Genomic DNA, 15,043 nt, shown 5'->3' on the forward strand with positions numbered 1-15,043 from the left:
GACCACTTTCAGGGGAAACACATGAATTTTGAACAGATTGCCCGCCAGCTGCTGCCGCTGCTCGGCGGCCGGGAAAACATCGCTTCTGCCGCCCACTGCGCCACCCGCTTAAGGCTGGTGCTGGTAGACGACAGCCTGGCGGATAAAAAAGCGATCGGCGAGCTGGAAGGCGTAAAAGGCTGCTTCCAGAACGCCGGACAGATGCAGGTGATTTTCGGCAGCGGCATTGTGAATAAGGTACACGCCGCCTTTATCCAGACCGCCGGGATTGGCGAATCAAGCAAAAGCGAGGCGGCTTCCGTCGCGGCCCGCAAGCTCAATCCCGCCCAGCGCATCGCGCGGCTGCTTTCCAATATTTTTGTGCCGATTATCCCGGCCATCGTCGCCTCCGGCGTGCTGATGGGCCTGCTGGGCATGATGAAAACCTACGGCTGGGTCGATGCAGGCAGCGCACTGTTCATTATGCTGGATATGTTCAGCTCCGCCGCGTTTATTATTTTGCCGATCCTGATTGGCTTTACCGCCGCCCGCGAATTCGGCGGCAACCCTTACCTGGGCGCGACGCTCGGCGGCATCCTCACCCATCCGGCGCTGACCAACGCCTGGGGCGTGGCGGGCGGCGTACAGACCATGAACTTCTTTGGCCTGGATATCGCGATGGTCGGTTATCAGGGCACGGTGTTCCCGGTGCTGCTGGCGGTATGGTTTATGAGCCTGGTTGAGAAGCGGCTGCGGAAAATCATTCCCAACGCGCTGGATATTATCCTGACGCCGTTTTTAACGGTAATTATCGCCGGTTTCGTCGCCATGCTGGTGATTGGCCCGGCAGGCCGCGCGCTGGGCGACGGCATTTCGCTGGTGCTGAGCACGCTGATCGCCCACGCGGGCTGGCTGGCCGGGCTGCTGTTCGGCGGGCTTTACTCAGTGATTGTTATTTCCGGCGTGCATCACAGCTTCCACGCTATCGAAGCGGGCCTGTTGGGCAATCCCGCCATCGGCGTCAACTTTTTGCTGCCGATCTGGTCGATGGCTAACATCGCGCAGGCGGGTGCCTGTCTGGCCGTATGGTTTAAAACCCGCGACGTGAAGATCCGCAGCATCGTGCTTCCCTCCGCGCTCTCCGGGCTGTTAGGCATTACGGAAGCGGCTATTTTTGGCGTGAACCTGCGCTTTATGAAGCCCTTTATCGCCGGGATCGTCGGCGGCGCGGTCGGCGGCGCTTTTGTGGTGCTGATGCACGTGGGCATGACCGCCGTCGGCCTGACCGCGCTGCCTGGCATGGCTATCGTGCAGGCCAGCTCGCTGGTTTCTTATATCATCGGCATGGCGCTGGCCTTCGGCACCGCTTTTATTCTTTCCCTGCTGCTGAAATACAACGTTGAGGACAAAGCATGAGCGAAGCACAGCTGATCAATCGCGCGCTTAAGGCGGTGATGAACAGGAACGCCAGCGAAGATCCGCATCGTCCCGCCTGGCACCTTTCGCCGCAGACCGGCCTGATGAACGATCCCAACGGCTTTATTCAGTTTCAGGGTGAATGGCATCTTTTTTATCAGTGGAATCCGCTGGCCTGCGCGCACGGCGCCAAATATTGGGGCCACTGGCGCTCGGCTAACCTGCTGGACTGGCAGCATGAGCCGCTGGCACTGGCCCCGGTCGAAACGTATGAAAGCCACGGCTGCTATTCCGGTTCGGCTGTCGATCACGACGGCACGCTGACCCTGTTTTATACCGGCAACGTGAAATTTGCCGGGGGCCGCACCGCCTGGCAGTGCATGGCGACGGTGAACGATGCGGGCGATGTGACCAAAACCGGCCCGGTTATCGGGCTGCCGCCGGGCTACACCGGCCACGTGCGCGACCCGAAAGTCTGGCACCATCAGGATAGCTGGTATATGGTGCTCGGCGCACAGGATCTGAAAGAAAAAGGGAAAGTGCTGCTTTATCGCAGCGAATCGCTGCATGAATGGACGCTGCTGGGTGAAATTGCCGGATCGCAGCTTAATGGTCTGGGCGACTTTGGCTATATGTGGGAATGCCCTGACCTGTTCGCGCTGGGCGATCGCGATGTGCTGCTGGTTTGCCCGCAGGGCCTGCCCGCACAGCAGAGAAAATGGCTCAACGCCCACCAGAGCGGCTATTTTATCGGCAGGCTGGATTACGCGGCGGCCCGCTTCCCGCACGGCGAGTTCTGCGAGCTGGACCATGGCTTTGAATTTTATGCGCCGCAAACCACGCTCAGCGATGACGGACGCAGAGTGCTTATCGGCTGGATGGGCGTGCCGGACGCCGAAGAACTGTTGCAGCCGACCGTAGCCCGCGGCTGGATACATATTATGACCTGCCCGCGCGAGCTGACGCTGGAGCAGGATCGGCTGATGCAGCGTCCGGCGCGCGAGCTACAGCAGCTGCGCCAGCAGCGGTCGCGCTATCAGCAGCGGGCCGCCTCTTTGCCGACGCTGCCGGTTGAACGCGCCGAGCTGGTTATTGGTTCGAGGGGTAGCTGGTCGGCCTGCTTCGGCGAGGCGCTGACGCTGGTCTGCAACGAGGACGGCCTGACGCTGAGCCGCCGCAATCTGCGCAGCGGCGAGACAGAACATCGCTACTGGACGGGCGCGGTTTCTCACCTGCAAATTCTCTGCGATCGCTCCAGCATTGAGATTTTTATCAACGACGGCGAAGGTGTGATGTCGGCGCGCTATTTCCCGAATGCCGTGCCGGAAGTGGTGTGGCAAGGCGAAGCCAGCCTGACCGTCGATTACTGGCAACTCCGTTCAGGCATGGTAGTATAATGCGCTGACTCCCCTGATACGAATGCCTGTGAATAAGCCGAAACGCGTGACCATCAACGATATCGCCAGCCTGGCTGGCGTGTCCAAATCCACCGCCAGCCTGGTGCTGAACGGCCGTGGCAAAGAGCTGCGCGTGGCCGAAGCGACCCGCCAGCGGGTGATGGAGATCGCGCAGATGACGCACTATCAGCCCAGTATTCACGCGCGGGCGCTGAACAACTCGCGCAGCCATACCATCGGGCTGGTGGTGCCGGAAATGACCAACCACGGCTTCGCCACCTTTTCTCACGCGCTGGAAACGCTGTGCCGCGACGCCGGTTTACAGCTCTTAATCGCCTGCACCGACGAAAACAGCAGCCAGGAAACGCTGGCGGTCAATAATCTGATCCAGCGTCAGGTCGACGGGCTGATCGTCGCCTCCAGCCAGCTGAACGACAGCGAGTATCAGCAGCTCAGCCGCCAGCTGCCGGTGCTGCTGTTTGACCGTCATCTGGGCGACTCCACGCTACCGCTGGTGATCTCTGAGTCGATTATCTCTACGGCGACGCTGGTCGAGCCGATCGCCAGGGAAGTTGAGGAATTTTACTTTTTTGGCGGCCAGCCGCGCATTTCGCCGACGCGCGATCGCCTGGCCGGTTTTCGTCAGGGGCTGGAACAGGCCGGTCTGGCGGTGCAACCGGAATGGATCCTGCACGGCCATTACAACGCCAGCTCGGGCTACGAGATGTTTGCCGAGCTGGTTATGCGGCTGGGCCGCGTGCCGCAGGCGCTGTTCTGCGCCGCCTGCGGGCTGCAGGAAGGGGTGCTGCGCTACCTGAGCCAGCATCATTTACTGTCGGCGCCCGTCAGGCTGTGCAGCTTTGACGATCACTACCTTTACGACGCGCTGTCGGTAAAAATCGATACCGTGATGCAGGATAACCGCCAGCTGGCCTGGCACTGTTTTGAAACGCTGACCGGCCTGATTGACGGCAAGCTGACGGAAACGCCGCACATTTATCTGCCCGCGCGGGTAAGAAGGCGAACGCCATAGGGGCTGCTTCGGATGCTCAGGCAAGCTACGGATGCACCAGTGCGATATTTTTTTCCCTGAAGGCCGCCAGCGTATCCGCCGGCAGATCCGCCTCGACCACCAGCTGCGTAAGCGCCTCGCAGGCCACCACGGTATAACGCGCTACGCCGGGAATTTTTTCCCTGGTCATGGCGACGATAATCTCATCGCTGCGGCCCGTTAGCGCTTTTTTAAACTCCACGTCTTCATAATCAAATCCCGTTAAGCCCTCTTCGCTGTCCAGCGCACAGCCGCCCAAAAAAAGCTGGTCGAAACGAATGTCGCGGATCTGGGAGAAGGCGGTGATGCCCAGGCTACCGCCCGTTGCCGTGTGCAGCCGACCGCCGATAACGATCGTCTCGCAGCGCGGCAGCTTCATCAGCTCCACCGCGATAATGGGCGAATGGGTGACCACTGTCAGCGCCATTTCCGGCGGCAGCGCGCGGGCAAAAGTCAGGTTGGTAGAGCCTGCGTCGATAAATATCACGCTTTGCGGCTTAACCAGACGGCTACACGCCAGCCCCAGACGCGCTTTTTCCGCACCGTTTTTTTCCGTCCTCGCCAGCAGATCGCCCTGCGAGGCAAGCACGCTGACCGCGCCGCCATACACCTTTTTGCAAATCCCTTCGCGCGCCAGCTCTTGCAGATCCCGGCGTACGGTATGTTCGGAAACGCCCAGCTGTTCGGCCAGCGTCGCGCAGACTACCCGTCCCTTCTCTTGCAACTCCTGGCGGATCAGGGACTGCCGCTGTTGCGGGAAAGCTGCATAATCGAGCATAAAACCTCTTAAACGAGCTTTAAAAAACGCACAATACGGCATACACTATCATCCGTTCAGAGGTTGTCAACTTTCCCTCGTCCCGAAGGAGTCGCCGCATGAAGCTTCCTGATATCGCTTTTCTGCATGAACTGGCCGACGCAGCCGACCAGCAAACGCTGCCGCGCTTTCGCAGCAGTGAAAACCTTGCCATCAGCACTAAACCTAAAGAGGGTTTTCGTTTCGACCCGGTTACCCTTGCCGATCGCGAGGCGGAAAAAGCCATGCGGGATCTTATCGCGCAGCGCTATCCCACGCATGCCGTGATGGGTGAAGAATTTGGCCTCAAAGCGGGCGACGAGCGCGCGCCTTGTTGGGTGCTGGATCCCATAGACGGCACGCGGCCTTTTCTTTGTGGTCTGCCGGTATGGGGCACGTTAATCGGCCTGCTGCATCACGACCGCGCGGTGATGGGAATGATGAGCCAGCCCTTTACCGGCGAACGCTTTTATGCCGACGGCTCGCAGTCATGGGTTGAAGGCCCTTATGGCAAAGTTCGCCTGCAAACCCGCCGGGATGTCCCGCTGGATCAGGCTATTTTACATACCACCTCACCGGAATCGCTGGGGCAGACGTCGCTGAAGTTTGACGCGCTGGATAAGGCCGTGCTGATGACCCGTTACGGCGGCGAATGTTATGCCATGGCGATGCTGGCCGCCGGTAAAATCGATGTTTGCGTTGAGTTCGCCCTTCAGCCTTATGACATTGTGGCGCTGATCCCGCTGATTGAGCTGGCAGGCGGCGTAGTGACTACCCCGGATGGCGGACGGCCTGAACAGGGCGGCCAGGTTATCGCCAGCGGCTGCCCTCGCCTGCACTCGCAAATTTTGTCTATCTTAAACTGACGCTTAATTTAACCCGGAGTATCACCGCTCATGCCTGACCATGTCGACACGCTGCGCCAGTCCGCCGCAGAAACGCCCGCAAGACGCGAGCAGAACGCCACGCGAGCCATGTTTTTTGTGGCGGGTTTCGCCACCGCTGGCTGGTCCGCGCTGGTGCCCTTCGCCAAAATGAATACCGGCGTCAACGACGGCACGCTGGGAATGCTGCTGCTCTGCCTGGGCGTGGGGGCGCTGGTGGCGATGCCGCTGACAGGCCATCTCACTACGCGTTTTGGCTGCCGGGCGGTGATGACCGTTGCCACGCTGGCCTTCTGCCTGATGCTGCCCTTGCTCTCGGTGATCCCCAGCCCTGTACTGCTGGCGCTGGCGCTGCTGGTGTTCGGCATGGGCGTGGGCACCACCGACTGCGCGATGAACGTGCAGGCGATCCTGGTGGAAAAAGCGGCGCCTAAGCCGATGATGTCCGGCTTCCACGGCTTTTACAGCCTGGGCGGCATTGCGGGCGCGGGTGCGGTCAGCGGCCTGATGGCGAGTGGACTGTCGCCCTTTGCCGCCAGCCTGGCGGCCGCCGTGGTTTCGCTGCTGCTGCTGGGTTACAGCTTTCGCGGCCTGCTGACCTACGCTAACCCGCCGGAAGGCCCGGCCTTCGCCCTGCCGCACGGCGCCGTGCTGACCATTGGCGCGATCTGTTTTGCCGTGTTCCTGGCAGAAGGCACGGTGCTGGACTGGAGTGCGGTATTCCTGACCGAACACCGCGATATGCCGGACACGCTGGGCGGCTTAGGCTTTGCCTGCTTTGCTACCGCGATGACCGTGGGCAGGCTGACCGGCGACCGCATCGTGGCGCGTTTCGGCCGCGAAAAAGTGGTGATCCTGGGCGCGCTGACCGCCGCCGTCGGGCTGGCGCTGCCGGTGATCGTCCCCTCCTGGCACGTTGCGCTGGTGGGCTATATGCTGATCGGCATCGGCTGCGCCAATATCGTGCCGGTGATGTTCACCGCTATCGGCAGGCAAAAAAGCATGCCGCAGGCCGCCGCCGTCCCGGCCGTCACCACGCTGGGCTATATCGGCGTGCTGGCCGGGCCTGCCACCATTGGCTTTGTCGCTCACCTTAGCTCGCTGCCGATAGCCTTTATCATGGTTACGGTGCTGCTGCTGCTGGTGGTGGCGCTTTCCCGCCGCGTGCGCATGTAGCAGCCATGCGGTCGGTGCCTCTCGCTAAGCCCGTGACGGTAAAGCGCAGCCGCGAGTGGAACAGCGTTAACGGTGCCTTCCGTTCAGCCCGCGACGGCGAAACGCAGCCCCGTCACGGCGTTAACGGCGCGGCACCAACCAGCTGACGGGCCACCGCTTCGGCATGTTCCGCCACCTGCGGCAGGCCCATCAGTTCGCCAAAGCGTCCGCGCGCCGCTGGCCCGACCACGTGCAGGTGCGCATTGGCCATGCCCTGACGATTCAGGGTGCGCGACTGCGCGTCGACCAGGATGCCCAGCGCCAGCGGATCGGCCTGGATTATGCCCTCTTCCGCCAGCTGGCTAAGCAGCCTGTCGCTGGTCAGCAGCGCATTATGTGCCGGGCCGGTGGTGACGATCAGTTTGTCTGCGATAAGACAGACTTCCGCGCCTTTGCGCGGCCCCAACCTCAGCGCGATTTGTTCTCCCTGCGCCCCAACCCCGGCCAGCCTTGCTGCCAGCACGCGCAGCTGGCCGCTGCGTTGCCAGGTTTGCAAGGCCTGGCTGACCTGCGGCGCAATGCGGTAGCGATGCACATCCCACCAGGATCGTAAATGACGCAGAAAGCGGCGCTGCTCCCTTAGCGGCAATTGCTGCCAGATCTGCTGCGCGTGCGCGCGAATGTCGTCCAGCACCAGCTGCCAGGGCTGGCCTTCTGCCGCAGCCTGAGCCACTTCCTGACGCACCCGCCGCAGCCAGCCGCGCGCGGTGGCGGGCGCCTGCCGATAATCAAGCAATCGGGGCGCATAGTCGCCGCTGACGTTGTCGCGCGGCAGCTGGGCCCGCCTTGAAAAGGCCGTGACCGGGCCACGGTGCCCCCGCGCGGCAAGCGAAGCGACCATATCGGCCATGGTCAGGCCCGTGCCCATAATGACCACCCGCTCGTTTACGCCGACCGCTGTCAGCGCCTGCGGATGCCAGGGATTGGCGATCAGCCCCGGATGCCCGCCCAGCGCCTGCTGTACGCTTTGCGGCACGGCGGGCGGCGGATGGCTGATGGCCAGCACCACCTCATCCGCCCGAAATGTTTTGCCGGAAGCCGTAGTAACCAGCCCGTCACGCAGCGCCACGGCTCGGTCCTGACAGTGCGTCAGCCTGACGCAGGATTGGGCCGCCAGGCGAAACTGTTCCGCCACGTAAGCGCCGAACCAGCCACGCTGCGGATAGACTTTGCCGTCATGCCAGTGAGCGGCAGGATCCTGTCGGTCAGCGCTGCACTGCTGATACCAGCGCGCAAAATCCCCTTCTTCCGCTGCGGAGAGCTGCATTCGGGCGGCGGGGACATTAATACGGTGCGCCGGATCCGGGGTGCTGTAGGCGACGCCCTGTCCCGGCTGCGCGCGCGGTTCAATCACCGTTACCGCTAAGCCTGCCTCGCCCAGGCGGGCAAGATGGATAGCCAGCGTTGTGCCGGTAAAGCCGCCGCCAATAATTACAATATGTCGCTCAGCCATGCGCTGTCCCGGTCAAAGAAGTTTCAGGGGCTGCCTTCGCTAACGTTACGGCTCTGTCCGCCAGTACAGGAGAACGTTGCCGATATAAGAAGAAAAGGCCTGCATGGAGCACACTATAGACAGGATAACCAACCACGACCAGAAAGCACGCGGCGCGGCGGTCGTCTGGTTCTATGATGAAAAGCGGAGAGTAAGGCCGTGCAAACAGCTACGTGTTCAGGGCCGTCAGGCGTTCAGGCGTTCAGGCGTTCAGGCAATCAGGCAGTCAGGTACTCAGGCAATTTTGCGGAAGGCTGGCTGATACAAAAATGCACGCAACGGGCTGCATAGCCGTTACGTGCATTTTTTATTAAGGTACGGCAGACAGCGCCCCGCAGGCTGGTTTGCCAGCTTTCGGGACGCGGCAGCTATCAGGCCACGCCTTCTTCCTGTGCCTGCTCAGCCTCGGCTTTTTCGCGCGCCAGGCGATAGTAATCCGCTTTGGAAGCGGCCAGCGGGGTACGGCCCCGGATCAGATCGGCCATTTTCTCGGCGATCATCACGGTGGGCGCATTCAGGTTGCCGGTGGTGATCTGCGGCATAATCGAAGCATCCACCACGCGCAGCTTCTGCATCCCGTGCACGCGGCCTTCCGCATCCACTACCGCCATCTCGTCATTGCCCATTGCGCAGCTGCCGCAAGGGTGATAGGCCGTTTCGGCATGATCGCGGATAAAGGCGTCAATCTGCTCGTCGGTCTGCACCGACGCGCCCGGCTGGATCTCTTCGCCGCAGTATTCAGCCAGCGCGGGCTGACGCATGATTTCACGCGTGTGGCGCACCGCGCTGCGGAACTCTTCCCAGTCGCGATCTTCCGACATGTAGTTAAAGAAGATCGACGGCGCGGCGTAAGGGTGTTTTGAGGTCAGCCTGACGCGACCACGGCTCATCGAGCGCATCGGGCCAACGTGCGCCTGGAAGCCGTGCTCTTTCACCGGGCTGCTGCCGTTGTAGTTAATGGCGACCGGCAGGAAGTGATACTGCAGATCCGGCCAGTCCGGCTTGTCGTCGCTGCGGATAAAGCCGCCCGCTTCAAACTGGTTGCTGGCGCCGATACCCGTGCCGCTGAACAGCCATTCCGCGCCAATTGCCGGCTGGTTCCACCAGTGCAGCGACGGATAGAGGCTGACCGGCTTTTTGCAGCGGAACTGCATATAAACTTCCAGATGATCCTGCAGGTTGCGGCCTACGCCCGGCAGCGCGTGAACAACCGGGATATCCAGCTCGCGCAGCCACTCTTCCGGACCGACGCCGGAACGCTGCAGGATCTGTGGCGAGGCGATAGCGCCCGCGCACAGCAGCACTTCACGCGTGGCGGTAGCCTGCTCTTGTTTGCCGTTGCGCAGCCAGCAAACGCCGACGGCGGTTTTGCCCTCAAACAGAATACGGTCGGTCTGCGCGTGGGTGACAATCGTCAGGTTTGAACGCTGCTTCGCCACGTCCAGATAGCCGCGCGCGGTGCTGGAGCGACGGCCCTGCGGCGTAACGGTGCGATCCATCGGGCCGAAGCCGTCCTGACGGTAGCCGTTCATATCGTCGGTTTCATGATGACCGGCCTGCACCGCCGCATCGATAAAGGCGCGGAACAGCGGATTATTGCCTTTTTTCGGCGTGGTGACGCTCAGGTAGCCGTCACCGCCGTGGTAATCGTTTTCACCGATATCGCGCTTCTCCGCCTTGCGGAAATAAGGCAGGCAGTTCAGATATGACCAGTTCTCCAGGCCCTTTTTGCTGGCCCAGTTGTCATAATCCATCGCGTTGCCGCGCACATAGCACATGCCGTTGATCAGTGAGGAGCCGCCAAGCCCTTTCCCGCGTCCACACTCCATGCGGCGGTTATTCATTTTCGGCTCAGGATCGGTTTCATAAGCCCAGTTATAGCGTTTTCCCTGCAGCGGATAAGCCAAAGCGGCTGGCATTTGGGTACGGAAATCCCAGCGGTGATCCTTGCCGCCTGCTTCCAGTAAAAGTACCGATACGTCAGCATCCTCAGTCAGTCGCGTGGCCAGGACGTTGCCAGCCGAGCCGGCGCCGATAATGATATAGTCAAATTTCTGCATTAAACCTCCAAAACGCTGCGGCCTGCGCCGCAGCAAAAAAGTGTTATAAGCGCAAAACCGCCATCAAAACGCGGACGGATAGTCGCCCATTTCAATCAGTACGGATTTGGTGCGGGTATAGTGATGGAGCGTTTCCAGACCGTTCTCACGCCCCACGCCGGACTGCTTATAGCCGCCGACCGGCATTGGCGCAGGCGATTCGCCCCAGCTGTTCACCCAGCAGATGCCCGCTTCCAGCTGATGAATAACGCGGTGCGCGCGATTCAACGAGGTGGTGAACACGCCTGCGGCCAGGCCGTATTCGGTGTTGTTGGCGCGATCGATAACTTCCTGCTCGTCATCAAAGACCAGCACGCTCATAACCGGCCCGAAGATCTCTTCCTGCACGATACGCATTTCGTCGGTGCAGTCGGTGAAGACGGTAGGCTCCACGTAACAGCCTTTCGCCATGTCGCCTTCGGTGATACGGGAACCGCCTGCCAGCACCCGCGCGCCTTCCTGCTTGCCGATTTCCATATAGCTAACCACTTTCTGGCAGTGCTCTTCGCTGACCAGCGGGCCGAAGTTGGTTTCCGGCTTAGTCGGATCGCCGCACTTGATGCCGCGCATTTTTTCCAGCAGACGCTTTTCAAACTCCGCTTTTAAAGAGCGATGAATAAACACGCGCGTGCCGTTGGTGCAGACCTGGCCGGTGCTGTAGAAGTTGGCCATCATGGCGCCGTCTACGGCACGTTCCAGCTCGGCGTCTTCAAAGATAATCAGCGGCGATTTACCGCCCAGCTCCATCGTGACCGACTTGAGGTTAGCCAGCGCCGCATCCGCCATTACGCGTTTGCCGGTGTTGACTTCGCCGGTAAAGGAGACTTTGGCAATTTTCGGATGCTGGCTCAGGCCCTGGCCGACGCTTCCGGCGCCCTGCACCACGTTAAAGACGCCGTCCGGCAGACCAGCCTCGGTGAAGATTTTTGCCAGTTCCAGCGCGGTAAGCGGCGTGACTTCGCTGGGTTTGAAAATCATGGCGTTGCCGGTAGCCAGCGCGGGCGCGCTTTTCCACATGGCGATCTGGATCGGATAGTTCCAGGCGCCGATACCGGCGCAAACGCCCAGCGGCTCGCGGCGTGTGTAGACCAGCGCGCTGTCGCGCAGCGGGATGGATTCGCCTTCGACCGCTACGGCCAGGCCCGCGTAGTATTCCAGCACGTCCGCGCCGGTTACGATGTCCACCGCTTCCGTTTCGCTCAGCGGTTTACCGGTGTCGGCGGTTTCCAGCGCGGCCAGCTCATCGTTGCGCTCGCGCAAGAGCGCCACGGCTTTTAACAGTACGCGGCTACGTTCAACCGGCGTATAGCTACGCCAGATACGCTGACCGGCTTCGGCGGAGGCGACCGCGCGATCGATATCCTGCTGGCTGGCCGAGGTGATTTCCGCCAGCACTTCGCCATTAGCGGGGTTGATGGTGGTGAATGTTTCGCCTTGACCCGCTTCTTCGCGGCCATTGATGTAAAGTCCACGGCGTTGCATATCGGCCATGTCTCCTCCTTTAAGGGTTAGGTTGCCGGGCCGGAAAGCCACAGCGCAAGATTTTGATAGCAAAGCTGACGCGCATCGAGCAGGCCCTGCGCCATCGGCTGGGGCGCCAGCGTCATGCGCAGCCACAGGCCGTCGATCAGCGCCGCCATGCTGGCGCCCGCCGCCCGCGCCGCATCTATCGGCAGCGCTCTGGCGAACTGCGCCGTCAGATTGGAGTGCAGTCGCCGGTCGTTGATTCGCTGCAAACGCTGCAAATCGGGCTGATGCAGGCTGCTGCTCCAGAACGCCAGCCAGGTTTTCAGCACCGGCCCGGCAATCTGCGAATCGTCGAAGTTGCCATCGATAATCGCGCGGATCTGCGCCTGCGGATCGTCGGCCGCGACGCTGCGGTGATGCTCCACCGCCCTGTAGAGATCCAGCAGGATCTGACGCATACAGGCATCCAGCAGGCCATTTTTATCGCCGAAGTAGTGGCTGACGATCCCCGTGGAGACGCCCGCCTCTCTGGCTATCAGCGCCAGGCTGGCATCGGCCAGGCCGACCCGGTCAATCACCGTCAGCGTCGCATGAATTAACTGCGCCTGGCGGATGGCTTTCATTCCAACTTTTGGCATCGCTTAATCGGTTTCAGCTATTGAATAAGAGAGATTATAGACTTTTTATATTGAACGTTCAATCAAGAAAAAAATGACAGGCGTGGAGGCATGAAAAAAGTTAACGAAACAGCAACGCGTGGAATCAGGTTAACCTTCTGTATTTATGCTATTTATTTGCGGATGGCGTGTTAATAAATAAGCGAGCAACAACGGGCGCAAATGCGTTGTAAAGAAGCCTTTCTGATGACCTTATGCAACGGTCTGGCCAGGATTTAAGCGCGGTCTGGCAGGCTGGCGTACCGGCTTAACGCCTGCCAAAAGCAATCGGGCGGCCTGTGCTGGCGAACCAGCGTCGGTAAACATGCCGACGGAGCTGGTCGCCCGAGCCCCGGCTTTACCGGGGACGAGCTGTCAGCGCGGATTTTTGGCCGTCAGGCCATCCAGCTTTATAGCTAATTGTTCAAGCACAAAGCCCGCCGGATCCTCAAATCCGCCGTTCTGGGCGACCACCTGCAAACCTTCCAGCAGCAGCGTAATCTCTTTTGCCAGCGCCTCTGGCTCGCCCGCACCTGCCTGGCGACACAAGGCCGCCAGCCGCTGAAACTGTCGCTGCTTGTGGGCAAAAATAAGCGCTCTGACCTCCGCGAATTGCCCGGTGGTTTCCGCCAGGGTATTGGTAAACGGGCAGCCCCGCTGCAGCGTGCCGGTAAGATTATCTGCCAGGAACCGCCCGAACCCCATAATCTGGGCGGCGGAGTCGTCCGGAAACCGTTCGGCAAGCCGATCGAATACCTGACTGTAATCCTCAACCAGTAGCTGTATCCATTCCAGAACCAGCGCTTCTTTGGAAGCAAAATGTCGATAAAGCGTCATCTTGGTGGACTGCGCTTTTTCGGCAATAGCGTCCACGGTCACGCGAGTGATGCCGTCCTGATAAAAAAGCGTTTCCGCCGCCTGGAGCAGGCGATCGCGCGGGGGAAGGCGTGGCTGTGAGAGTCTGGGCATATTTCCTCATTGCAACGATACTGGATAGTATTATACGATACCAATCGGTATCATAAGATACTAACCAGTATACACCTTCAGGGTGTTGTCGTCTTCTCAGCCACGAATCGGATTTTTATGAATCTTTCAGACTATACATCTTGCGACGCTGTGGGCCTCGCAGCGCTGATTACCCAGGGCGAAGTCAGGCCTGAAGAAGTCAAAGAGGCAGCCAATAAAGCCATAGAAAAAGTGAACGGCGAGGTCAGCGCCGTGATTGAACTCTGGCAGGATGAGCACAGCAATCTGCAAGGCCCGTTATACGGCGTGCCGATGCTGGTGAAGGATCTCGGCGTGTCCGTTAGCGGCCGCCGTAATGAGCTGGGGAGTAGGCTGGCGGCGGGGTACGTGTCCGCGCAGGATTCTGTCCTCACGCAAAAAATGCGCCAGGCCGGGCTGGTACTGCTGGGCCGAACCACCACGCCGGAGCTGGCCACCAGCACCACCACGGAACCCAGCTTTAACGGCGGCACCCGTAATCCCTGGAATAAGCGCTACAGCGCCGGGGGATCGAGCGGCGGCTCTGCGGCGGCGGTGGCGTCAGGAATGGTGCCCGCCGCCCATGCCACCGACGGCGGCGGCTCGATCCGCGTACCGGCTGCAGTCAACGGGCTGTTCGGCCTGAAGCCCAGCCGTGGCCGCATCAGTATGGGCCCGGAAGTGGATGAAGTCTGGTCGGGCCTTGCCGTGCATGGCTTCGTCAGCCGTACGGTGCGCGACAGCGCGGCTCTGCTGGATGCCGTGCAGGGCAATACGCCCGGCGATCCTTTTATCATTGCCGCTGCGCATCAGACGCTGAGGGAGTGCGCCGCGCAGGAGCCGGGCAAGCTCAAAATCGGCGTGATGACGCATCCTTTAAATGGCCAGCGCAGCGAACCGGAAGTGGTTGCCGCGCTGGAACAGACTATTGGACAGCTTATTGCGCTGGGACATCAGGTAGAGGAAGCCGCGCCCGATATCGGCAGCTGGGACGCTTTTGTAGAAATGAATACGCGGTTCTGGGCATCGAATACCGCGGCCTGGATCGACGCGCTGGCCGCCATGATGAACAGGCCGATTAACGCCGACACGCTTGAGCCTGCAAATCTGGCGCTGTGGCGGCTTGGGCACGAGCTGACCGCCGTGGATATGATTGGCGCAATGCATATGCGCAACGCCGTGACCCAAAAAATGGGTCTGTTTTATCAGCAGTACGATATGTTGCTGACGCCTGCCCTGCCCGCTTTGCCCGTAGAACTGGGCCGCTACAATCTTCATCAGGGTAATCTGGACGGGCGCGGCTGGATGCATCACGTTTTTAACCAGTCTCCTTTTACCGCCCTGGCTAACGTTTGCGGCACCCCGGCCATGTCGGTGCCGCTGGGGTTCAGCCCGGCGAACCATCTGCCGATTGGTATGCAGTTTTTAGCAGGATTTAATCAGGAGCCGGTATTGTTGCAGCTGGCGGGCCAGCTGGAGCGGGCCTGTCCCTGGCGCGATCGCAAACCCGCCGTCTGGGCCGGTCATTAATCTGCACTGACCGCTTTCTGCCTGTGCAATATGAATAAACAATTAAGGAGGCAGGCCCGCTTTTGACAGAAGCG

The 15,043-nt window shown here is 60.6% G+C and carries 12 protein-coding genes and 1 pseudogene; 7 read left to right on the forward strand and 6 right to left on the reverse strand.

Annotated elements, in window-relative coordinates; translation table 11 throughout:
• The first annotated feature begins 21 nt into the window (after nt 1–21).
• The 4 genes and pseudogenes from QZH36_RS03070 to QZH36_RS21370 form a co-directional block, all read left to right on the forward strand.
• Complete coding sequence (locus tag QZH36_RS03070; protein ID WP_253454368.1) at nt 22–1,395, forward strand: sucrose-specific PTS transporter subunit IIBC; 1,374 nt, start codon at nt 22–24, stop codon at nt 1,393–1,395.
• Nucleotides 1,392–2,792 carry a sucrose-6-phosphate hydrolase gene (locus QZH36_RS03075; protein ID WP_301729617.1) on the forward strand — a complete coding sequence of 467 codons (1,401 nt, stop codon included), beginning with the start codon at nt 1,392–1,394 and terminating at the stop codon, nt 2,790–2,792. Before QZH36_RS03070 ends, QZH36_RS03075 begins: the two co-directional genes overlap by 4 nt.
• A 28-nt stretch (nt 2,793–2,820) precedes the next feature.
• Nucleotides 2,821–3,825: a LacI family DNA-binding transcriptional regulator gene (locus QZH36_RS03080; RefSeq protein WP_301729618.1), complete on the forward strand. Its 1,005-nt coding sequence runs from the start codon at nt 2,821–2,823 to the stop codon at nt 3,823–3,825.
• Nucleotides 3,822–3,869 (forward strand): annotated as a pseudogene (locus QZH36_RS21370) (hypothetical protein); the annotation flags it as partial. The gene QZH36_RS03080 and the pseudogene QZH36_RS21370, both read left to right, overlap by 4 nt.
• Here QZH36_RS21370 and QZH36_RS03085 read toward each other — a convergent pair.
• On the reverse strand, nt 3,851–4,621 hold the full coding sequence (locus tag QZH36_RS03085) for a DeoR/GlpR family DNA-binding transcription regulator (protein ID WP_301729619.1): 771 nt from the start codon (nt 4,619–4,621) through the stop codon (nt 3,851–3,853). The pseudogene QZH36_RS21370 and the gene QZH36_RS03085 overlap by 19 nt on opposite strands.
• Before the next feature lie 98 nt (nt 4,622–4,719).
• Between QZH36_RS03085 and QZH36_RS03090 the strand changes: the two genes are divergently transcribed.
• Together QZH36_RS03090 and QZH36_RS03095 are read left to right on the forward strand one after the other, a co-directional pair.
• A complete protein-coding gene (locus QZH36_RS03090; RefSeq protein ID WP_301729620.1) occupies nt 4,720–5,505 on the forward strand; it encodes an inositol monophosphatase family protein in 786 nt (261 codons plus the stop codon).
• Between the two features lie 30 nt (nt 5,506–5,535).
• Complete coding sequence (locus tag QZH36_RS03095) at nt 5,536–6,699, forward strand: MFS transporter (protein ID WP_301729621.1); 1,164 nt, start codon at nt 5,536–5,538, stop codon at nt 6,697–6,699.
• A 112-nt stretch (nt 6,700–6,811) separates the two neighbouring features.
• Here QZH36_RS03095 and QZH36_RS03100 read toward each other — a convergent pair whose 3' ends face one another.
• The 5 genes from QZH36_RS03100 to QZH36_RS03120 all read right to left on the reverse strand — a co-directional run bounded on the left by QZH36_RS03100 (nt 6,812) and on the right by QZH36_RS03120 (nt 13,421).
• Nucleotides 6,812–8,191, reverse strand: coding sequence for an FAD/NAD(P)-binding protein (locus QZH36_RS03100; protein WP_301729622.1), 1,380 nt, complete (start codon nt 8,189–8,191; stop codon nt 6,812–6,814).
• Between the two features lie 410 nt (nt 8,192–8,601).
• Nucleotides 8,602–10,290, reverse strand: coding sequence for a choline dehydrogenase (betA, locus tag QZH36_RS03105; RefSeq protein ID WP_301253443.1), 1,689 nt, complete (start codon nt 10,288–10,290; stop codon nt 8,602–8,604).
• A 63-nt stretch (nt 10,291–10,353) separates the two neighbouring features.
• Nucleotides 10,354–11,811, reverse strand: coding sequence for a betaine-aldehyde dehydrogenase (gene betB / locus QZH36_RS03110; RefSeq protein ID WP_253460990.1), 1,458 nt, complete (start codon nt 11,809–11,811; stop codon nt 10,354–10,356).
• Between the two features lie 26 nt (nt 11,812–11,837).
• Nucleotides 11,838–12,434, reverse strand: coding sequence for a transcriptional regulator BetI (gene betI / locus QZH36_RS03115; protein ID WP_253454376.1), 597 nt, complete (start codon nt 12,432–12,434; stop codon nt 11,838–11,840).
• Between the two features lie 393 nt (nt 12,435–12,827).
• Nucleotides 12,828–13,421, reverse strand: coding sequence for a TetR/AcrR family transcriptional regulator (locus QZH36_RS03120; RefSeq protein ID WP_253454377.1), 594 nt, complete (start codon nt 13,419–13,421; stop codon nt 12,828–12,830).
• 150 nt (nt 13,422–13,571) lie between these two features.
• Between QZH36_RS03120 and QZH36_RS03125 the strand changes: the two genes are divergently transcribed.
• Nucleotides 13,572–14,969: an amidase gene (locus QZH36_RS03125; protein ID WP_301729623.1), complete on the forward strand. Its 1,398-nt coding sequence runs from the start codon at nt 13,572–13,574 to the stop codon at nt 14,967–14,969.
• Nucleotides 14,970–15,043: the final 74 nt, after the last annotated feature.

This window comes from Erwinia wuhanensis, from assembly GCF_030484085.1.
Lineage (GTDB): Bacteria > Pseudomonadota > Gammaproteobacteria > Enterobacterales > Enterobacteriaceae > Erwinia > Erwinia aeris.

Coding starts and splice junctions, on each gene's coding strand:
- QZH36_RS03070 (WP_253454368.1), top strand. CDS start 22: ATGAATTTTGAACAGATTGCCCGCCAGCTGCTGCCGCTGCTCGGCGGC.
- QZH36_RS03075 (WP_301729617.1), top strand. CDS start 1,392: ATGAGCGAAGCACAGCTGATCAATCGCGCGCTTAAGGCGGTGATGAAC.
- QZH36_RS03085 (WP_301729619.1), bottom strand. CDS start 4,621: ATGCTCGATTATGCAGCTTTCCCGCAACAGCGGCAGTCCCTGATCCGC.
- QZH36_RS03090 (WP_301729620.1), top strand. CDS start 4,720: ATGAAGCTTCCTGATATCGCTTTTCTGCATGAACTGGCCGACGCAGCC.
- QZH36_RS03095 (WP_301729621.1), top strand. CDS start 5,536: ATGCCTGACCATGTCGACACGCTGCGCCAGTCCGCCGCAGAAACGCCC.
- QZH36_RS03100 (WP_301729622.1), bottom strand. CDS start 8,191: ATGGCTGAGCGACATATTGTAATTATTGGCGGCGGCTTTACCGGCACA.
- betA (WP_301253443.1), bottom strand. CDS start 10,290: ATGCAGAAATTTGACTATATCATTATCGGCGCCGGCTCGGCTGGCAAC.
- betB (WP_253460990.1), bottom strand. CDS start 11,811: ATGCAACGCCGTGGACTTTACATCAATGGCCGCGAAGAAGCGGGTCAA.
- betI (WP_253454376.1), bottom strand. CDS start 12,434: ATGCCAAAAGTTGGAATGAAAGCCATCCGCCAGGCGCAGTTAATTCAT.
- QZH36_RS03120 (WP_253454377.1), bottom strand. CDS start 13,421: ATGCCCAGACTCTCACAGCCACGCCTTCCCCCGCGCGATCGCCTGCTC.